The 20,137-nt window shown below is 62.1% G+C and carries 17 protein-coding genes; 13 read left to right on the forward strand and 4 right to left on the reverse strand.

What is annotated here, in order from left to right:
* Positions 1-112: 112 nt before the first annotated feature.
* The 3 genes from I6L37_RS05545 to I6L37_RS05555 all read left to right on the forward strand — a co-directional run bounded on the left by I6L37_RS05545 (position 113) and on the right by I6L37_RS05555 (position 4,557).
* Entirely contained in the window at positions 113-1,111 is a 999-nt protein-coding gene (locus I6L37_RS05545; RefSeq protein WP_201941570.1) for a sensor domain-containing diguanylate cyclase, read from the forward strand.
* Positions 1,112-1,940: 829 nt separating this feature from the next.
* Positions 1,941-3,311: a C4-dicarboxylate transporter DcuC gene (dcuC, locus tag I6L37_RS05550; RefSeq protein ID WP_026457034.1), complete on the forward strand. Its 1,371-nt coding sequence runs from the start codon at positions 1,941-1,943 to the stop codon at positions 3,309-3,311.
* Between the two features lie 481 nt (positions 3,312-3,792).
* The gene (locus I6L37_RS05555; RefSeq protein WP_026457035.1) at positions 3,793-4,557 is read left to right on the forward strand and encodes a helix-turn-helix transcriptional regulator; all 765 of its coding nucleotides are present in this window, start codon (positions 3,793-3,795) and stop codon (positions 4,555-4,557) included.
* A gap of 226 nt (positions 4,558-4,783) precedes the next feature.
* Here the strand turns inward: I6L37_RS05555 and I6L37_RS05560 are convergent, their stop codons facing one another.
* On the reverse strand, positions 4,784-5,596 hold the full coding sequence (locus I6L37_RS05560) for a UTRA domain-containing protein (RefSeq protein WP_216993462.1): 813 nt from the start codon (positions 5,594-5,596) through the stop codon (positions 4,784-4,786).
* A gap of 197 nt (positions 5,597-5,793) precedes the next feature.
* Here I6L37_RS05560 and I6L37_RS05565 point away from each other — a divergent pair, with 197 nt between their 5' ends.
* From I6L37_RS05565 to I6L37_RS05590, 6 genes are read left to right on the forward strand one after another with little or no spacing between them, the layout of a single operon-like run.
* Entirely contained in the window at positions 5,794-6,840 is a 1,047-nt protein-coding gene (locus I6L37_RS05565; protein ID WP_216994126.1) for an ABC transporter substrate-binding protein, read from the forward strand.
* A 10-nt stretch (positions 6,841-6,850) separates the two neighbouring features.
* Positions 6,851-7,684 carry an alkaline phosphatase family protein gene (locus I6L37_RS05570; protein WP_216993463.1) on the forward strand — a complete coding sequence of 278 codons (834 nt, stop codon included), beginning with the start codon at positions 6,851-6,853 and terminating at the stop codon, positions 7,682-7,684.
* The gene (locus I6L37_RS05575; RefSeq protein ID WP_216993464.1) at positions 7,684-8,583 is read left to right on the forward strand and encodes an ABC transporter permease subunit; all 900 of its coding nucleotides are present in this window, start codon (positions 7,684-7,686) and stop codon (positions 8,581-8,583) included. Before I6L37_RS05570 ends, I6L37_RS05575 begins: the two co-directional genes overlap by 1 nt.
* Positions 8,576-9,352 carry an ABC transporter permease gene (locus I6L37_RS05580; protein ID WP_211030528.1) on the forward strand — a complete coding sequence of 259 codons (777 nt, stop codon included), beginning with the start codon at positions 8,576-8,578 and terminating at the stop codon, positions 9,350-9,352. The genes I6L37_RS05575 and I6L37_RS05580 overlap by 8 nt, the downstream gene beginning before the upstream one ends.
* 6 nt (positions 9,353-9,358) lie before the next feature.
* Entirely contained in the window at positions 9,359-10,366 is a 1,008-nt protein-coding gene (locus I6L37_RS05585; protein WP_216993465.1) for an ABC transporter ATP-binding protein, read from the forward strand.
* A gap of 39 nt (positions 10,367-10,405) precedes the next feature.
* Entirely contained in the window at positions 10,406-11,059 is a 654-nt protein-coding gene (locus I6L37_RS05590; RefSeq protein ID WP_216993466.1) for an HAD family phosphatase, read from the forward strand.
* A gap of 120 nt (positions 11,060-11,179) precedes the next feature.
* Here the strand turns inward: I6L37_RS05590 and I6L37_RS05595 are convergent, their stop codons facing one another.
* Positions 11,180-12,781, reverse strand: coding sequence for a sensor domain-containing diguanylate cyclase (locus I6L37_RS05595; RefSeq protein ID WP_216993467.1), 1,602 nt, complete (start codon positions 12,779-12,781; stop codon positions 11,180-11,182).
* Between the two features lie 83 nt (positions 12,782-12,864).
* Here I6L37_RS05595 and I6L37_RS05600 point away from each other — a divergent pair, with 83 nt between their 5' ends.
* Positions 12,865-13,284, forward strand: coding sequence for a DUF2214 family protein (locus tag I6L37_RS05600; protein ID WP_216993468.1), 420 nt, complete (start codon positions 12,865-12,867; stop codon positions 13,282-13,284).
* A gap of 92 nt (positions 13,285-13,376) precedes the next feature.
* Complete coding sequence (locus I6L37_RS05605; protein ID WP_216993469.1) at positions 13,377-14,279, forward strand: DMT family transporter; 903 nt, start codon at positions 13,377-13,379, stop codon at positions 14,277-14,279.
* Between the two features lie 80 nt (positions 14,280-14,359).
* Here I6L37_RS05605 and I6L37_RS05610 read toward each other — a convergent pair whose 3' ends face one another.
* Together I6L37_RS05610 and I6L37_RS05615 are read right to left on the reverse strand one after the other, a co-directional pair.
* Complete coding sequence (locus I6L37_RS05610; RefSeq protein WP_216993470.1) at positions 14,360-15,628, reverse strand: O-acetylhomoserine aminocarboxypropyltransferase/cysteine synthase family protein; 1,269 nt, start codon at positions 15,626-15,628, stop codon at positions 14,360-14,362.
* Between the two features lie 107 nt (positions 15,629-15,735).
* Positions 15,736-15,912, reverse strand: a complete 177-nt coding sequence (locus I6L37_RS05615; protein WP_156130297.1) for a hypothetical protein — start codon at positions 15,910-15,912, stop codon at positions 15,736-15,738.
* Between the two features lie 100 nt (positions 15,913-16,012).
* Here I6L37_RS05615 and sgrR point away from each other — a divergent pair, with 100 nt between their 5' ends.
* Together sgrR and katG are read left to right on the forward strand one after the other, a co-directional pair.
* The gene (sgrR, locus tag I6L37_RS05620; RefSeq protein ID WP_216993471.1) at positions 16,013-17,725 is read left to right on the forward strand and encodes an HTH-type transcriptional regulator SgrR; all 1,713 of its coding nucleotides are present in this window, start codon (positions 16,013-16,015) and stop codon (positions 17,723-17,725) included.
* A 147-nt stretch (positions 17,726-17,872) separates the two neighbouring features.
* On the forward strand, positions 17,873-20,050 hold the full coding sequence (katG, locus tag I6L37_RS05625) for a catalase/peroxidase HPI (RefSeq protein ID WP_216993472.1): 2,178 nt from the start codon (positions 17,873-17,875) through the stop codon (positions 20,048-20,050).
* Positions 20,051-20,137 lie beyond the last annotated feature (87 nt).

The following is a 20,137-nucleotide window of genomic DNA, read 5'->3' on the forward strand; positions in this document are numbered from 1 at the left end:
TGCCGGGTGAGCCAGAAAGCGGAGAGATCCCGGATCCTGTGCCAAGATAATTCGATGGGTTGAATAGACTTGTTCCCCGTAGGGTCATGGGGCAGAAATCAGGATGATAACTATGGTGCAGGAGAGCACGACGATCCGGATATCGGATGTCAGCGAGGCGGTAGTTCACGGCATCCTCGAGGTGATCAGCGACGGGATCTGGGACTGGAACGCCAATAGCGGGTTCGTCTATCGCAACCCCGGCTGGTACCGGATGCTGGGTTACGAGCCCCATTCGCTGGGCAACAACGTCTTCACCTGGGAGACGGTGATCCACCCCGATGACATGGAGCGGGTGATGGCCCACTTCGATGCCTGTTTGAACGGCACCTCTCCCGAATACAGGGTCGAGTACCGCTGCCGTTGCCAGGATGGATCCTTCGTCTGGATCGAGGACTACGGCCGGATCATCGCTCGCAACGAGGATGGTTCCGTGGCCCGGATGATAGGCGCTCATCGCGATATCAATGCCCAGAAGCTGCTGCTGGATCAGCTGGAGCGGCGCAACCAGTCGCTGGAACAGCTGGTGGCCGAGCGCACCGCCGAGCTGGAGCAGCTCAACGCCGCCTTGCTGCAGAAGGTGGAGGAGAATCGCCAGCTGGCCGAGACTGACTCCCTGACCGGCGCCGCCAGCCGCTACCGGCTGGAGCGGGTGTTGCAACTGGAGTGCGAGCGGGCCCGCCGTTTCCATCAGGTGTTTACCGTGATCGCCATGGATGTGGATGACTTCAAGCGGATCAACGACAGCCATGGCCACGCCGCCGGGGATCAGACCCTGATCAACATAGTGGCGCTGGTGCGCAACCATATCCGCGAGATCGATTTGCTGGCCCGCTGGGGTGGCGACGAGTTTATGGTGGTGTTGCCCAACACGGGCCTGGAGGATGCCAGGAAGGTGGCGAACAAGCTGCAGGCCTTGATGGCGGTAGCCTCCATCTGTCCTCATATGTCCATCTCCATCAGTTTCGGACTGGCGGAGTACCAGCAGGGCGAGCCGCCGGAAAGCCTGATGGTGCGGGCCGATCGCTCCCTCTATCAAGCCAAGCAGCGGGGCAAGAACCGGGTCTGTTGAGGGAGGTAATGGCATATGACAAAGGGCCGGATGGCGATGCCTCCGGCCCTTTGTCACGGTGTGTGGTTTGGCCTGACCTAGGTTGTGCTGCTCTCCTGGATAACTGTCATGGATATCTTGTTGACTCTCTATGAGGAGAGGGCTTGTCGTATGGATGGTTGATAATAATGAGTCGCTGTTACTCATATATTTTAAGCGATAGCGAGTATTGTCATGATGATAAATTAATAAGTATTGGTGTTAAGGCTCAATAATAGATCTCTTCACTGCGGATTATATATTAAACGGACTCTTTGCTTGAACTGATTTGCTATTTTGCGGCCTGTTTACGCGGCGACAGGTTACTTATCATTTGTTGGGCGATTATTTATCACTCGTGGAGATAAGTTGATTTTTTTACCCTGATTAACCCTGAAGTGCCAACCGGGCCATTTGTGGTGCAATGAAGTTTGCGCCTGCATTTAAACCTTATAACTAGCATAAAGTGTTGATTATTTTTGTTGTAACGGACTTTTGGACTGGGTGTGTGCATCCCGCTCAAGGAGGGAACTGAAGGCTCGATGATCGAGACAGTGCGCCTTAATTCAGGTTGTACCCGTTTTATAGGGCCACATCATAATAAGTTCGCTTATCCCCATGCTACGGGGCATATTCTTGTAAAGACGATATATCTTTGGTGTATGACAGTTGACTCAATATTGGTTATTGGGAGAGTAATCACAATCCCTTATTATATTTTCAGGCTATTGTTGCCCCCGCCGAAATGCCTATTTTCAGCAACAGCAATCAGATGTGGCCAGGCCTAATCTGTGCCGCAACAGGGGGAGATATGTCGACAATATTGATTCTGGTGGTGGTGGGGCTGGTGGCCTACGCCATGCTCAAGCGATTCAATCCACAGGCGACCTTGCTGACGGCGGGTCTGGTGCTGCTGGCTTATGCCCAATGGATGGGGATTACTCCCATTCTGCCTGCCGAAGAGAGCCAGGGCTTCTGGTTCTTCGATCTGTGGGAGAAGTTCGCCATGGTGACCAATTCCCGTCTTGCCTCTACCGGTTTGACCCTGGTGGCGATTGCTGGGGTGGCGACCTACCTCAACCAGATCGGCGCCTCGGCGGCCCTGGTCAAGGCCACTTCCCGCCCGATCATGGCGCTGGAGAACCCCTATGTCCTGCTGGGGATCATCCTGCTGCTGGTTTCCATCCTCTATGTCTTTATCACAGGGGCGACCTCGCTCTCCCTGCTGTTGATGGGCACCCTCTATCCCTTGTTGCGTAATGCCGGGATCAGTGCCAAGACGGCGGTGGCCACTATCGTGATCCCCACCGCCTGGGAGTTTGGTCCCGGCCAGATCAATGCGGTGATCGGAGCCAAGGCGATCAATATCGAGGTGATGCCGTTTGTGGTGAATCATCAGTTGCTGTTCCAGATCGCCCTGCTGGTGTGTATTCCCTTCGTCAACATCGCATGGCAGCGATATTGCGACCGCAAAGAGGGTTACGATACCGCCGCCGAGCGTGGCAAGTATTTGCACGAGTTGGAGGAGAAACACCATGACACTCCGGGTTATTACGCCCTGCTGCCGGTGATCCCCTTTGTCTTTCTGTTCGGCTTCTCCGAGCTGTTTGTCAGCGCCATCAAGATGACCATTCCGGTGGCCATGATGTCGACCATGACCCTCTGCATCATTATCGAGGCGCTGCGTTATCGTTCCATCAACAAGGCGTTTGCCAACTTTGAAGCCTGGCTGACCGGTACCGGCATGATCTTCGGCAGCGTGCTGACCCTGATGCTGGCGGCCGAGTTTTTCTCCGCCGGTCTCACCAATATTGGCGCCATCACCCAGCTGATTGATTTGGCCAAGTCGTTCGATCTCAATCCTATCGGGTTGTCGCTGGTCTTCTCGCTCTTCATCCTGCTGACCGCCTTTATCACAGGTTCCGGCAATGCGCCCGTGATGGCCTTCATTCCCATAGTGCCGCTGGTGTCGGGCCAGTTCGACATCAACCCTTTGCTGCTGCTGGTTCCCATCCTGTTTGCCGCCGGGATTGGCCGCACCATCTCTCCGGTGGCCGGGGTGATCATCACGGTAGCCGGCATTGCCAATCTGAGCCCGGTGGATGTGGTGAAACGTACCTTCGTGCCCATGATGGCGAGCATGGCGGTGGTGATGGTGCTGACCGCGATCCGTTATATCTGATCGCTACAACAAGGAGGCAAGCGCTTGTCATTGGCAGGCGCTTTTTTATGCACCAAATCTGCTTGGTTGGTGGGGGAGGAATTGCCTTTTTCGCCGGATGCGGGCAAAAGAAAAGAGCGGGGCTCTTGCAAGCGCCGCTCAATGCCAGGAAAGAGAAAAAACCTTGCGGTTTAAAATCAAAAAAATTTGGAAGCAAACAATCGATTTCTCAACCAGGAAGGTCTTGAATTCGATACGTTTTGATTATGCGCCTTGTTATATGCAGCACTAGTAAAATGTTTACGAGTTGAAAGATATGCGCTGCCAAGTATCAATTTTTGATACTTGCTTCCGTAACTGGTCTGGCCTTCGCCCTTCGCAGGGGCATTTTTTCTCGATGACAATTTTTCGGTGTCAATATTTGAGCCTTATGCCTTAATGTGGCTCATAAGCTGACTCGGCATAACCATGCAATCAAGCTGCAACAACAAGGAAGAGTGGCATGACCTACAGCCAGACCCTGGCCAACCAGATCCTCGATACCCTGAAAAAGAGCCTGACCGACAAGGGGATCCGCTATCAGACCCTGGCGGAGGCCATGGGGGTCTCCATCGCCACCGTCAAACGGATGATGAACAAGCCCTCCCTGCCATTCGACACCCTGCTGGAGATCTGCCATCTGGTGGGATTGTCATTCGAAGAGCTGCTGGATCGCACTCAGGATGCCCAGAGTCGGCGCGCCGTCTTCACCCAGGAGCAGGACGAGGCGTTTCACAATGAGCCCGGCCTCTACGCCTTTCTCGCCAATATCTTCTGGCGCGACAAGACTCTGATCGATCTCAAGCGGGAGTATGGCCTGACCGACGCTTCTTGCTACCTCTACCTGCGCAAGCTGGAGAAGCTCGGCATACTGCAGCTTGGCCTCGACAACAGCTATCACTTCCTCATCAGCGAACGGATCAGCTTCGAGCAGCACAGCCGCTTCGCTCGCCAGCAGGCCCGCCAGGCGATGTCGGTGCTGGGGGATTATCTGGTGGAGAACATGCACAAGCCCAACAACTACATGGCCCTGTGTCAGCTCCATCTCAACGAGAGCGAGGCGATGGCGCTGATCGAGCGGATGAAGGAGTACTGGCATCAGGAACTCAAGCTCAATCGCCCCGCCATCGGCCATCAGGAACACAGCAAGACCTACACCATGTCGTTGCAACTGGCGGACTGCGGCTATCAAAGCTTCGACGACCTGATCCCCAATATCGACAACTGATCCCGGCGGATCCCGCGGGATCCGCATCTCTTTATCTCCCTGAGTTGTCCGCCTGTTCAGGCGATACCCATGACCTCATGCGCACCCGCGTTGCCCGTCTGTGTTCGCCGGCTCATCCCCGATCCGCGACCAGGGTCTGTAATGGCCCCTCGAATGCAGGCGGCAGGGTGTGAGTATCGAGATGGATGCGGATCGCCACTGTGTCCGGCAGTGCTCTGGATATTCCCTAATCGACGAGCCGGGTTTGCGGCAGCTTGCCTGCGAGGGGCTGCAATATTCGTGTATCGAGGTGAATGCGGATGGCATCCGGTCGCCAGTGTTCAATATCGCAATCCACCAGCGCTCCCCGCTCGTCGTAGTTGACCCGTACCAGCCGCAGCACGGCGCTCCCCTCCGCCAGATTGAGGGCGCGGGCAATGGCACCGCGCGCCGCCGAGGGGGTGATCTCGAGACTCGCCCCACCCTGGCCTATGCCATAGCGCTCCCGATAGAGCTCGGTGAGAGAGCTGGCCAGCGGCGCGCTGGCGATATCGGGAAAGCGGCTGGCCAGCAGGTGGTGGCTGACGTGCAGCACGGGGCGGCCGTCGATAAGGCGCAGGCGGCGGATTTCATAGAGCGGGGTGAAAGGCTCCAGCCCCATCCAGCGGCAGAGCTCGCTGCTGGCCAGCTCGCCGCCGTGGGCCAGCACCCGGGTCTCGGCGGTGCGCTGCTGCTCGCCGATCCACTGGTGAAAGTGGGTGTGGATGGCGGGGTCGTAGGTGAGCCTGGGGGGCGCCACGAACCAGCCGCGCCGCTCGGCCCGGTAGATGAGGCCATCCGCCTCGAGACTTGAGAGAGCCTCCTTGATGGTGATGCGGGTGGTGGCGAAGCGCTCGCTCAGGGCCCGCTCGGCCGGCAGCTGCTGCCCCGCCTCCAGCTGACCGCTGCCGATATAGCGGCGCAGGGTCTGGCAAATCTGTTCACACTTGGAGGCGCGGCCATCGGCCACTGCCCGCTCGCTCAATCTCGGTTCGATCACGCTCATCTTCCTGTCGATCATCCTGGCTGCTGTGGCTGACTCAACTCTCGCTGGAGTAGTCCAGCCTCACTCGGATTGAGAGTTGTAACCGTGCAGGATGACAGCGCCATGACAGGGCGATTGTCATCAAACTGCCATCAAAGCGCCCCGCCACCGTCATATTTCCCCTCTAGCATCCCTCTCGAACCTTAACTGACCTAGTCCAGAGGGATGGAATGATGAAAAGCGTGATCGCAAGTGCACTGGCCCTGGTGGCCATCAGTCAGCCACTGTTTGCCGCCGAGAACATCGCGGATCTCGAAAAGGCCGCCCGCGGTGAAGGCCAGCTCAGCAGCGTCGGCATGCCGGACAGCTGGGCCAACTGGAAGGATACCTGGCAGCAGCTCGGCAGCCTCTACGGCATCAAGCATCAGGACACCGACATGAGCTCGGCCCAGGAGATCGCCAAGTTCGCCGCCGAGAAGGGCAACGCCACCGCCGACATCGGCGATGTGGGCGGCGCCTTCGGCCCGGTCGCGGTCAAGCAGGGGGTCACCCAGCCCTACAAACCCTCCACCTGGGCCGACATTCCGAACTGGGCCAAGGATGCGGACGGTCACTGGATGCTGGCCTATACCGGCACCATCGCCTTCCTGATCAACAAGGATCTGGTCAAGGCAGCCCCCACCAGCTGGCAATCCCTGCTGGGCGGCGACTACAAGGTGACCCTGGGTGACGTGGGTGTCGCCTCCCAGGCCAACAACGGCGTGCTGGCGGCGGCCTATGCCACCGGCGGCAGCGAGAAGAACCTCAAGCCTGCGCTGGAGCTGTTCGGCAAGCTGGCCCAGCAGGGGCGTCTGTCGCTGAACGACCCCACCATCGCCAACATCGAGAAGGGCGAAGTGGAAGTGGGTGTGCTGTGGGACTTCAACGCGCTCAACTACCGCGACCAGATCGACCCCAAGAAGTTTGATGTGGTGATCCCGAGCGACGGTTCCGTCATCGCCGGCTACACCACCATCATCAACAAGTGGGCCAAAAACCCCAACGCCGCCAAGCTGGCGCGGGAATACATCCTTTCCGACGCCGGCCAGATCAACCTGGCACGCGGCTACGCCCGCCCTATCCGCAGCAACGTGACTCTGCCGGATGACGTCAAGGCCAAGCTGCTGCCAGCCGAGCAGTACGCCAACGCCAAACCGGTCCAGGATCACGCCGCCTGGGAGCAGAGCTCCAAGGCCCTGCCGCGCCAGTGGCAGGAAACCGTCATGATCAACATGCAGTAAGGAGCGGCCAGTGCAACACAAGGTGATAGTAGTACTTGTGGATGGCCTCTCTGCCGAGGTAGCCCATTGCATGGGCTACCTCGCGGGCATGGTGGAGGCAGGACAAGGGTTGCAGGCCACTCTGAGCTGCGCCCTGCCCTCCCTCTCCCGGCCCCTCTACGAGTGCATCCTGACCGGGGCGACGCCGGTGGAGAGCGGCATCACCCACAACGGGGTGAGCCGTCTGAGCCGGCAGGAGTCCATCTTCCATCTGGCCCGGGCGGGCGGCAAACGCACCGCGGCGGCGGCCTATCACTGGGTGAGCGAGCTCTACAACCAGAGCCCCTGGCAAGCGGCCCGCGATCGCTTCACCCATGACGAGCGACTGCCCATCCAGCACGGCTGTTTCTACTGGGATGACGGCTACCCCGACAGCCACCTGTTGATGGATGGCGAGTGGCTGCGCAGCCAGTACGACCCCGATTTTCTCTTGATCCACCCGATGGGGGTGGATGACGCGGGCCACAGGTTCGGCCTCGACTCCCGTCAGTACCGCAATCAGGCGCGCCGGATGGACAGCCTCTTGGCCGACCTGCTGCCCCAGTGGCTGGCGGAGGGATATCAGGTGGTGATCACCTCGGATCACGGCATGAACAACGACTTGAGCCACGGCGGCACCCTGACCGAAGAGCGCCGGGTGCCGCTCTGGCTGTTTGGCGATGCGTTCGTGGCCCAGTGGCCGGCCGGCCCCGCCATGCAGCAGACCCAGCTCTGCGCCCTGATGGCCGACCTGCTGGGAGTTTCCCACGACAAGCCAGGCTGCCCGCCGCTGCTCAAGGTCGGCAACCTGCCGGAGGTACACTGATGATGCCCGCCACCACCGAGATCCTCGCGGATCAACCGACCGTCACCCGGCGCCGGCTGCGCCGCCACTGGCTGCCCGCCCTGGTGCTGCTGCCGTTCGTTCTCCTGATGATCCTGTTCCAGCTCGCCCCCATGGTGTGGGTGCTGGTGGGCAGCTTTCAGACCCCAGACGGCTGGGGCCTCGACTACTACCGGGAGATTTTGAGCTCCCCCTTCTATCTGCAATCGTTCGGCAACTCCTTGCGCATCGCCGGCATCGCCAGTCTGGCGGGCCTTGCCATCGGCACGCTCGGGGCGGCGGCGCTGCGCCACAGTGGCGAGCGGGTGAAACGGCTGCTGCTGGCCTTTGTCACCATGACCGGCAATTTCAGCGGGGTGCCGCTGGCCTTCGCCTTCATCATCATTCTCGGCATCAATGGCGCCGTGACCCTGCTGCTGAAATCCTGGGGCCTCATCGACGGCTTCAACCTCTATTCGGGCAGCGGCCTCATCCTCATCTACACCTACTTCCAGATCCCGCTCGCCCTGCTGCTGCTCTACCCGGCCTTCGATGCGCTGCAGGATGAGTGGCCGCAGGCGGCCGCGCTGCTGGGCGCGAGCAAGGGACAGTATGTGTGGCACGTGGCGCTGCCTGTGCTCACTCCCGCCCTGCTCGGCACCCTGATCATCCTGTTTGCCAACGCGGTGGGGGCCTATGCCTCCGCCTATGCCCTCACTACCGGCAACTTCAACCTGGTGACCATCCGGGTGGCCAGCCTGGTCTCCGGCGACATCTTCCTCGAGCCCAATCTGGCGGCGGCGCTGGCGGTGATCCTGATGGTGCTGCTGGGGGTGGTGACGGCCGCCAACCAGTGGCTGCTGAAAAAGAGCTACGTGAACAGGGGGCAATCCCATGCATGATTTGAAACCGGGTTGGCCGCGCTGGGTGCTGGGGGCTCTGGTGGCCACCCTGCTGCTGCCGCTGCTGGCCACCTTTCTCTACTCCATCTCCACCCGCTGGGGGGCCACCCTGCTGCCAGACGGCTTCACCCTCGACTGGTATCTCAAGCTCTGGGGCGACCCGCGCTTTCTGGCGGCGTTTGGCCGAAGCCTGCTGGTCTGCTTCGCCACCCTGCTGCTGGGGACCCTGGTGCTGGTGCCCACCGTGCTGGTGGTGGCCTACTACTTCCCAAAGCTGGATCCCTGGATGAACCTGTTGATCCTGCTCCCCTTCGCGGTGCCGCCCGTGGTGTCGTCGGTGGGGCTGCTGCAGATCTACGCCGACGGCGCCCTGCCCATTATCGGCACGCCGTGGATCCTGATCGGCACCTGGTTCACCGTGGTGCTCCCCTTCATGTACCGAGCGCTGGCCAACAGCCTGCAGGGGGTACCGCTCAGGGATCTGATGGATGCCGCCCACCTGCTGGGGGCGAGCAGCCGGCGCGCCTTCCTGCTGGTGGTGATCCCCTGCCTGCGCAAGGGGCTGCTGGCTGCGCTGTTTCTCTCCCTCTCCTTCCTGCTCGGCGAGTTCGTGTTCGCCAACATGCTGGTGGGCACCCGTTACGAGACCCTGCAGGTCTACCTCTACAACATGCGTTCGACCTCGGGCCACTTCACCAGCGCGCTGGTGATGAGCTACTTCCTGCTGACCCTGCTGCTCACCTGGGCGGCGAACAGATTTCATAGGTGAATCAAGATGTTCCATTTAGAAGTGAATCAACTGCACAAATCTTACGGCGACACCAGAGTGTTCGAGGGGATTGAATTCGGCATCCGCAAGGGGGAGCTGGTGACCCTGCTCGGCCCCTCCGGCTGCGGCAAGTCCACCCTGCTGCGGGCGCTGGCCGGGCTCACCCCGGTGGATGGCGGTCAGGTGCGAGTGGCCGGGGAGGACATTACCTGGCAGGAACCCCAGAAGCGGGGCATCGGCATGGTGTTCCAGAGCTATGCGCTGTTCCCCAACATGACGGTGCGGGACAACGTCGCCTTCGGCCTCAAGATGAAGCCCCAGCCGGGGCGGGATCTCGCCGCCAGCGTGCAGGAGGCGCTGGAGCTGGTGGAGCTGACCGGCTTCGAGCGCCGCTATCCGGCCGAGCTTTCCGGTGGCCAGCGCCAGCGGGTGGCCTTGGCCCGGGCCCTGGTGGTGCAACCGCGGATCCTGCTGCTGGACGAGCCGCTCTCGGCGCTGGATGCCCGCATCCGCCGCAGCCTGCGCCAGCAGATCCGCGAGATCCAGCAGCGCCTCGAGCTCACCACCATCTTCGTCACCCACGATCAGGAGGAGGCGCTCACCATGTCGGATCGGATCTTCCTGATGAACAAGGGATCCATCGTCCAGAGCGGCACGCCGGAGGAGATCTACACCCGCCCCGCCGACGCCTTCGTGGCGGGCTTTATCGGCAACTACAACCTGCTCGATGGCGAGCAAGCCAAGGCCCTGTTCGGCCAGCACTGCCGCGGCAAGCTGGCGCTGCGACCAGAATCCCTCTCCCTGCTGCCGGCCGGCACCCGCAGCGACGAGCCGCACCTGCCGGGGGTTATCAGCGGACAGCAACTGCTCGGCAACGTGATCCGCTATCAGGTGAGCTGCGCGGCGGGCCTGCTGACGGTGGACTGCCTCAACCGCTCGGCCCGGGATCTGCTGCCGGTGGGCAGTGCCGTGACCCTGGCGGTGGCCCGGGATCAACTCTGTGAGGTAGCATGACGCCCCATTACATTTCCATTTTCACTGCGAGGAGCGCCCATGGCACTGGCACTGTTTGATCTGGACGAGACCCTGATTGCGGGGGATTCCGCCAGCCTCTGGCTGGAGTACATGGTGACCGAGGAGCTGGCCCCGGCCGGCATGATCGCCGAGGAGCAGGCGATGATGTCCCTCTACCATCAGGGCAAGATGGACATGCACCAGTACATGGCCTTCACCCTGCAGCCGCTGGCAGGCAAATCGCGCCAGTGGCTCGACCCGCTCTGTGCCCGCTTTGCCGAGCAGGTGCTGCGCGAGCGCATCTACCCTGAGGGGGTGGAGCGCATCGAGTGGCACCGCAAGCGCGGCGACGAGCTGGTGCTCATCTCCGCCTCCGGCGAGCATCTGGTGGCCCCCATGGCCCGGATGCTGGGGATGGATCACTGCGTGGCTATCCTGCTGGATGAAGAGGCCGGCATGCTGACCGGCCAGACCCGCGGCACCCTCAGTTTTCGCGAGGGCAAGGTGGCCCGCATCAACCAGCTGTTTGCCGCAAGCGCCGACCCTTGGCGGGAGAGCCACGGCTACAGCGACTCCCACAACGATCTGCCCCTGCTGCGGGCGGTAGACCATCCCCATGCGGTCAACCCGGCGCCGGCCCTGCGCCAGCTGGCAGATGAGCTGGGCTGGCCGACCCTGGCGTGGCAGCGGTGACGCTGGTCCCCCGAATGCAACACGAGAGGCCTGCGGGCCTCTCGTTTTTTTGCGGACGTTTTGGTTGCTACTGTGAGTTGGTGTGCTTGGCAGCCAGGCGCTGAAAAACCAGTGCGGGGATCAGCCGTCGCCGGTCGGTGAGGGGGCGGAATGGTCGGCTGACGCCAGAGGAAAGCAGACCCGGTTTTTCCCCTCCCGCTTGGCGCGGTAGACCTCGTTGTCGGCCTGCTCGACCAGAGCCCTGGCCGATACGCCGGTGTGGCTGATGGCCACCCCGGCGCTGAGGGTGATGCGCAGCGCAGGCTCGCGCCACTCCAGCAGCTCCACCCCGTGGCGAAAGGCTTCCAGCAGGGAGGCAAACACGTCAGTGTGTTCATCGAGGCGGAAGATAAGCACCAGCTCTTCGCCGCCATAGCGGCAGAACCAGCCCCACTCATGGAACAGGCTCAAGCCCAGCTTGCTGACCCGCCGGAGCACCACGTCACCGGTCTGGTGGCCATAGGTGTCGTTGACCCGCTTGAAGTCGTCCAGATCGAACATCACCAGTCCGATTTGCTTGCCGGCATCAAGCTGCTGCTGCAGGCATTCGTCGAAGAAGCGCCGGTTGTAGAGGGTGGTCAGCTTGTCCTGATTGGCCTGGCGGCGGATCTGGGCAAAGTCTTGGCTGGCGGCTGCCATCTCCTCGTAGACGTTGGCGAGCTCCAGCATCCTGCTGTTGCTCTGGGGGCTGATATTGCCGATGCGGCTGGCCCTGATCAGCAGGGTGATCTCGCCCAGCATGCGGCGAAAGTAACGTGACCAGAGCAGGGCCAGCAGCAGATAGAGCACGAAGGCGAATCCGATCATCAGCTGTACGTTGATGGAGACGCTGTTGGTGACCTGTTGCATATGGGCGGTCGGCGCCACGCTGAGCAGGATCCAGTTCAGCCTGGGGATATGGTGGTAGGCCACCATGAGGTCGCTCGTTTCATCGAGGAAGAAGCCCTGCGGGGCCGACATGCGAACCTGCCAGCCGATCTGGGGCAGGGGTTTGAACACCAGGTTGCGATCAGGGTGAGCCAGCACAACGCCATCCTGGTTGAGCAGGATCTGGTAGCCCTCTTCCTGATGATCCAACCGATCCCGTTTGTTTAGCCAGTTGGCGAGGGGGGTGAGTTGGGTATCGAGAGAGAGGACGCCGACCCGCTTGCCCGCCGGATCCTGGATGGTTCTGGCCAGCGCCATGGTCAGGGTGCCCATGGTGTAGTCGTAGTAGGGATCAGTCCAGACCAGCTGATCGGGATGGCGGGAGGCCAGCTGGTACCAGGGACGGGTTCTGGGATCGAACTGGTCATCCGCCTGCCAGGACGGATAGATCAGCATCTGGCGCTGCTCCGTGCCCACATAGATGTAATCCAGCTCCATCACTGCCTGATAGGCACGCCATGACTGCAGGTAGCGTGCGCGGTTGTGGATCTGCGGCTCGCTGAAATCCTGATAATTTACCTGCTGATAAATCAGCGTAAACTGGCGTTCAAGTTCTTCGAGATAGGGTTCGATCAGGGTATGCAGGTACTGGGTGTTGCGGGCCATCAGGTTGTTCTCCTGCTCCTGGCGCAGGGTGCGCTCCATGTGCAGGTAGTAGATGCTGCCGAGCAACAGGACGGGAATGAAAAGCAGCAGCAGGCCAAGCCGCATTCGGGCAATCAAAGACCAGGTGCTCCTGGGCTTGGCTGGGGACATGACGCTATCCTTTTCGTCTCGGGTGACTCCAGCATATATGATGGCGCAGCGCACGTCTAAAGGCGGAAAATGAGAAACTTGCAATGCTGACACACCCCCTGATCCCGGTCATCCATGATGGTGCCATCGGAACCCTGATCCTGGCCCTGGCCATCGAATACCTGATCTTTCGCCGGGGTCTGACCATGGTGCGTGTGCGCCGGCTGCTGCTGGTGGACGGGATCGCCGCCCTGGCGTTGTTCAGCCTCTTCGTGACCGGTTGTCTGCTGGTGTTGGCGCAGGCCCGTACCATGGAACAGCTTCTTGCCCACCCCGAATATCTCGCCAAGGCAGCGCTGTTTCTGATGATCGTCGCCACCCTCGACTACCCCAGCCGCCTCTTCTATCGCTGGCGGCGCTCCCTGCGCAGTGGCAAGGCGCCGATGATCTCCACCCAGCAGCACTTCCGGGTGGTCTGGATCCTCAGAAGCAACCTGTTGCTGGTGGCCCTGCTGGTCCTGTGAATAAAACCCGCTTTCCTTGCAGACAAGGGACGGGGGAGGCAGGTATCTTGGACGGGATATTCCGTAAAACGCCGATTTAAGGATGAATCGTCATGCGTTCCAATCTGATGTTGCTGATGGCCGCCACCATCTGGGGCATGGGCTTCGTCGCCCAGCGCCTGGGGATGGACCATATGGGGCCATATACCTTCAATGGCCTGCGTTTCCTGCTCGGCGCTTTCTCTCTGTTACCCCTGCTGTGGTGGCTCAAGGCCAGGCAGCCGACCGTCACTCAGGGCTCGCACCGCCAGTTGTTGGTGGGCGGCATGCTGGCCGGGCTGGTACTGTTCTGTGCCGCCTCCCTGCAGCAGGTGGGACTGCTCTATACCACGGCCGCCAAGGCGGGCTTCATCACAGGGCTCTACATCATACTGGTCCCCGTGCTGGGTCTGCTGCTCCATCACAAGACGGGGGCCAACACCTGGGTAGGGGCCCTGATCGCGGTGGCCGGCCTCTATGTGCTGAGCGTGACCGATGATTTCACCATCGGCTTTGGTGATCTGCTGCAGGTGATCGGCGCCCTGTTCTGGGCCATTCATCTGCTGGTGCTGGATCACTACGCCAGACGCGTCGCCCCCATCCGGCTGGCCGGAGTGCAGTTCGTGGTCTGCGGCCTGCTCAGTCTTGCCACCGCCTTCGTCATCGAGACGCCGACTCTGGGCGGTGCCCTGGCCGGGTGGCAGGCGCTGCTCTATGCAGGCGTGGTGTCGGTCGGTGTGGGGTACACCTTGCAGGTGCTGGGGCAGCGTGGCGCCCACCCGGCCCACGCTGCCATCATCCTCAGTCTGGAGACAGTGTTCGCCGCCGTGGGGGGCGTGCTGCTGCTTGGCGAGACCCTGGACGAGCGCGCCGTCGCCGGTTGTTCCCTGATGCTGGCGGGCATGCTGGTCTCCCAGATCCGGCTGCGCTGGTGGTGGAAATCCCGTCGCGACAAGGTGCCGGCCGATAGTCGCTGATACGGCTCGGCCAGAGAGACGAAGGCCCCGCTTGGCGGGGCCTTCTCTTTGCTGCCGGTTGAGGGAGCTACGGCGGGCGATCAGGCCTCCAGCGCCTGATCCAGATCTGCCAGTATGTCCTCGATTGCCTCGATCCCCACCGACAGCCGGATCATCTCCGGCTTGACCCCGGCCTTGGCCTGCTCCTCTTCGCTCAGCTGGCGATGGGTGGTGGAGGCGGGGTGACAGGCCAGCGACTTGGCGTCGCCGATGTTGACCAGACGCTTGAAGATCTTCAGTGCATCGTAGAAGCGCACGCCTGCCTCGTAGCCCTCTTTCAGGCCAAACGAGAGGATGGCCGAGGGGCGGCCGGCCATGTACTTCTCCGCCAGCAGGTAGTGGGGGTGACCCGGCAGACCGGCGTAGCTGACCCAGGCCACCTTGGGGTGATGCTTGAGGTGGTGGGCGACCTGCAGGGCGTTGTCCACGTGGCGCTCCATGCGCAGGCTCAGGGTCTCCAGCCCCTGCAGCAGCAGGAAGGCGTTCATAGGCGCCAGCGCCGCGCCGGTATTGCGCAGCGGCACGGTGCGCACCCGTCCGATGAAGGCGGCCGGGCCGAAGGCCTCGGTGTAGACCACCCCGTGATAAGAAGGTTCGGGTTGGGTCAGCTGGGGGAAACGCTCGGCGTGATCCGCCCAGGGGAACTTGCCCGAGTCGACCACCACACCGCCCAGCGAGTTGCCGTGGCCGCCGACGTATTTGGTGAGGCTGTGGACGACGATGTCGGCACCGTGCTCGATGGGTTTACACAAGACCGGGGTGGCGACCGTGTTGTCGACGATGAGCGGCACGCCGCGGGCGTGGGCCACCTTGGCCAGGGCTGCTATGTCGACTATGTTGCCCGCCGGGTTGCCGATGCTCTCGCAGTAGACCGCCTTGGTTTTGTCGTCGATGAGGGCGGCGATGGCCTCGGCGCTGTCATCCCTGGCGAAGCGCACCTCGACCCCGAAGCTCGGCAGCATGTGGGCGAACAGGGTATAGGTGCCGCCGTAGAGTTGGGGAGTGGAGACGATGTTGTCGCCGGCGGCGGTCAGCGCCTGGATGGCGTAGGTGATGGCGGCGGAACCGGCCGAAACCACCAGCGCGGCTATGCCCCCTTCCAGCGCTGCCATCCGCTGTTCCAGCACATCGTTGGTGGGATTCATGATGCGGGTGTAGATGTTGCCCGGCACCGCCAGGTTGAACAGATCCGCCCCGTGCTGGGCGCTCTCGAATTCGTAGGCCACCGTCTGGTAGATGGGCACGGCCACCGCCTTGGTGGTAGGGTCGTTGGCAAAGCCGTGGTGCAGGGCCAGGGTCGCATCTTTCATCACACACTCCTTGTTGGATATCGCCATCATGGATGGATAGACGTCCAATCTATCAGTCCCGTGGCCGATGTAAACAGGCAGATCTCCCGTATCTATTCCCTGCCATGTCAGAGGCGGCGGCGATATTCCCTGTCGTCGATCTGGTTCATGTCCCACTGCATCAGGCGATTGAGCTGGCTCATGGGATCCTCGATAAACGGCAGCGGACGGGGCAGGATCCGCTTGAAGTAACGGCGCAGGTACTGCTGGATCCGGTTCGGTTTGGGGGGGATGACCTGGTTCATGATGGGGCTCCTGTGGGTTCTCTCTCATGTTCACCGGCAGTATTGAGCTAAAATGAGGAAGTAAAAACTGATGACTTATTGCAACAGGATTTCCTCTTTTATGCCGACCGGTCGCCTCTACCAGCAATTTCAACGACTCGCCCAGCAGCTTGGCTGCGATGAGCGGGAGATCAGCCTCGCCGAGGTGGCGGATCTGCTCTGCTGCACCCCGCGCAATGCCCGCCTGCTGCTGCGCCGGATGCAGGAACAGGGCTGGCTCAGCTGGTCGGCGGAGGCGGGCAGGGGACGGCGTTCCCGGCTCACCCTGCTCGACAGTCAGGAGAGTCTGACTCGCCGCCGGTTGCGGGATCTGCTCAGTCAGGGCCAACTCGCCCAGGCGGTGCGACTGGCCGAGGATCGGCTGGATCTGCTCACCCCGCTGCTCATCGAACAGCTCGGTCAGGCCACCCGGGAGGGGCGCCAGATCCTGCGGGTGCCCTACTACAGGCCGCTGCCCCAGCTGCTGCCCACCGGTCCCATGCGCCGCTCCGAGGTGCACCTCAGCCGCCAGATCTTCAACGGCCTCACCCGGCGAAATGAGGAAAATGGGGAAATCGAGGGGGATCTGGCCCACCACTGGGAGTGCCTCGGCCCCTGCCACTGGCGCTTCTACCTGAGGCCGGCGGTGCGTTTTCACCACGGCCGCGAGCTGGCGGTGGAGGACGTGATGGAGAGCCTGCTCGCCTTGCGGGATCGCCCGCTGTTCGCCCATCTGGCGCGACTGGAGAGCCCCTGGCCGCGCACCCTGGATCTGCACCTCGACAGCCCGGATCCCCTGCTGCCCCACCTGCTGGCCGAGCCGGTGGCCGTCATATTGCCGCGCGAGCTCAAGGGGGAGGCGGGGTTTGCCCTGCAGCCGGTGGGCACGGGTCCTTACAAGGTGGCTGCCAACGATCCCCTGCACCTGTGTCTGGAGGCGTTCGACGACTACTTCGGGTTGCGTGCCCTGCTCGACGAAATCGACATCTGGATGCTGCCCGAGCTGGCGGAGCGGCTGGAGAGCCACCTGCAGCTGGGGCGCGACAGCCCGGAGTTGGGCACCATGCGCGGCGAGTCCGAGCTCGAGTCCGGCTGCTACTTCCTGTTGCAGGATGACAGATCCGGATCCCTGCAGGATCCTGCCCTGCGCCAGTGGCTGGCACAGCTGCTCAACCCCATCGCCCTGATGGCCCGGGTCGCCCCCGAACTGCAACGGGGCTGGACCAGCGCGCTGGGGCTTCTGCCCCACTGGCGCGAAGCGCAGCCCTCACCTCTACCCGCACCGTCGCATCGACCGACGCGGCTGGTTCTGGCCTGTTTCAACCAGCATCTGGAGTTCAACGAGTGCGCCAACGCCATGGCCAGCCTGCTGGCCGAGCAGGGCATCGAACTCGAGGTGCGTACCCTGGATTACGGCCGCTGGGTGAGCGGAGAAGATGAAGACGTGGATCTCTGGCTCGGCACCCTCAACCTGGAGCACGAACACGCCTTCGCCCCCTACGCCTGGCTGCAGGGGACGCCGCTGCTGCGCAAGGTATGGGCCGGCCAGCAGGGCTTGTGGCAGGGGTTGACCCAGTGGCGTACCCGCGGCGAGGAGCCAGGCCCGCGCGCTTTGCTGGCCGAGGTGCAACGCCAGGGTTGGTTCGTGCCGCTGTTTCACCACTGGCTGGAGCTGGAGAGCCGGGTCGGGGTGCACGGGGTTCGGATGACCGCGCTTGGCTGGTTCGATTTTCGCAGCGCCTGGTTGCGGCCCGAGCTGGCAGGGCCGCCGGAGGAGGAAAATCCTCGTCAGTAGCCAGCCCGTTGGCTGCTGACAGACGGAGTCGCACTATCGCTCTGCCTGCCCCGAAATGGAGAAAATCGGCTGTAGGCGCACAGAATATGCAATATCCCTGTGCCATGCTGTTTCAGGTTATTGACCATAAAGTAAATGAGGACAGCGATGAGCAAACATCCAGCAAGTGCCCCCGGAAAATGCCCGGTCATGCACGGTGGCTCCACCTCGGTCGAGACCTCCGGCATGGCATGGTGGCCGAAGAGTCTTAACCTCGACATCCTCCATCAGCATGACAGCAAGACCAATCCCCTTGGGGCCGGTTTCAACTATCGGGAGGCCCTGAAGCAGCTCGACATAGCCGAGCTCAAGCGGGACGTAACGGCCCTGATGACCGACAGCCAGGATTGGTGGCCCGCCGACTGGGGCCATTATGGCGGCCTGATGATCCGCATGGCCTGGCACTCAGCCGGTACCTATCGCATCGCGGACGGTCGTGGCGGTGGCGGTACCGGCAACCAGCGCTTTGCCCCGCTCAACTCCTGGCCTGACAACGCCAACCTCGACAAGGCCCGGCGCCTGCTGTGGCCCATCAAGAAAAAATACGGCAACAAGATCAGCTGGGCCGATCTGATGATCCTGGCGGGTACCGTGGCCTATGAGTCCATGGGGCTCAAGACCTTCGGTTTCGCCTTCGGCCGCGAGGATATCTGGCATCCGGAAAAAGACATCTACTGGGGCTCCGAGCGGGAGTGGCTGGTGCCGAGCAGCAAGCCGGGCGGTCGCTACTTTGGTGAACGGGATCTGGAAAACCCGCTGGCGGCGGTGATGATGGGGCTCATCTACGTCAACCCGGAAGGGGTGGATGGCCAGCCTGATCCGCTGAAAACTGCACAGGATATGCGAGTCACCTTCGCCCGCATGGCCATGAACGACGAGGAGACAGTGGCCCTGACCGCCGGTGGCCACACCGTTGGTAAGGCCCATGGCAACGGTGATGCCAAACGCCTTGGCCCCGAGCCTGAGGGGGCCGCCCTTGAGGAGCAGGGACTGGGCTGGATGAACCACAGCAGTCGCGGGATCGGTCGCGATACGGTGACCAGCGGCATTGAAGGGGCCTGGACCACCCACCCGACCAAGTGGGACAACGGCTACTTCGAACTCCTGTTCAAGTACGACTGGTGGCTGCAAAAATCCCCGGCCGGCGCCCATCAGTGGGAGCCCATCAACATCGCCGAAGAGGACATGCCGGTGGATGTGGAGGATCCCTCGATCCGCTGCAAGCCGATGATGACGGATGCCGACATGGCGCTGAAGTTCGATCCCGAATATCGCAAGATAGCCGAGCGTTTCCGCGCCGATCCGGCCGCCTTCTCCGACGCCTTCGCCCGCGCCTGGTTCAAGCTGACCCACAGGGACATGGGGCCGAAGAGCCGTTATGTGGGGCCCTATGTGCCGGCCGAGGATCTGATTTGGCAGGATCCGGTACCAGCCGGTCGCAGCGACTATGACGTGGCCGCGGTCAAGGCGAGGATCGCCGCCAGTGGTCTCACTATCGGCGAGCTGGTGACCACCGCCTGGGACAGTGCCCGCACCTTCCGCGGTTCCGACAAGCGGGGTGGGGCCAATGGCGCCCGCATCCGGCTGGCACCGCAGAAGGATTGGCCGGGCAACGAACCGGAGCGGCTGGCCAGGGTGCTGGGCGTCTATGACAAGCTGGCCGCAGAATGCGGGGTGAGCGTCGCCGATCTGATCGTGCTCGGGGGCAATCTGGGCATAGAGCAGGCTGCCCAGGCGGCGGGGGTGACGGTGAACGTGCCTTTCTCGCCAGGCCGGGGCGATGCCAGTCAGGATCAGACTGACGTGGATTCCTTCGCCGTGCTGGAGCCCCTGGCCGACGGTTTCCGTAACTGGCTGAAGCAGGACTATGTGGTCACGCCGGAGGAGCTGTTGCTGGATCGCGCCCAGTTGATGGGGCTGACGGCCCACGAGATGACGGTGCTGGTGGGCGGGATGCGAGTGCTGGGCACCAACCATGGCGGCACCCAGCATGGGGTCTTCACCCACAGGGCGGGCGCCCTGACCACCGACTTCTTCGTCAACCTGACCGACATGGCCTACCAGTGGGTGCCGGCCGGCAACAACCTCTACGAGCTGCGGGAGCGCAGCAGCGGCCAGCTGAAGTGGACGGCCACCCGGGTGGATCTGGTGTTTGGCTCCAACTCGGTGTTGCGGGCCTACGCCGAGGTCTACGCCCAGGACGACAGCAAGGAGAAGTTCGTCTGTGACTTCGTCAGAGCCTGGAACAAGGTGATGAACGCGGATCGCTTCGATCTGCTGGACTGACCCCCCTGAAACCAAGCCCCGCATGGCCTGCCGTGCGGGGCTTTTTGGTGCCCGGCCGGCCAGGTTGCGACACACCATGGCGGTGAC

The organism is Aeromonas sp. FDAARGOS 1407 (assembly GCF_019048725.1).
GTDB lineage: Bacteria > Pseudomonadota > Gammaproteobacteria > Enterobacterales > Aeromonadaceae > Aeromonas > Aeromonas enteropelogenes.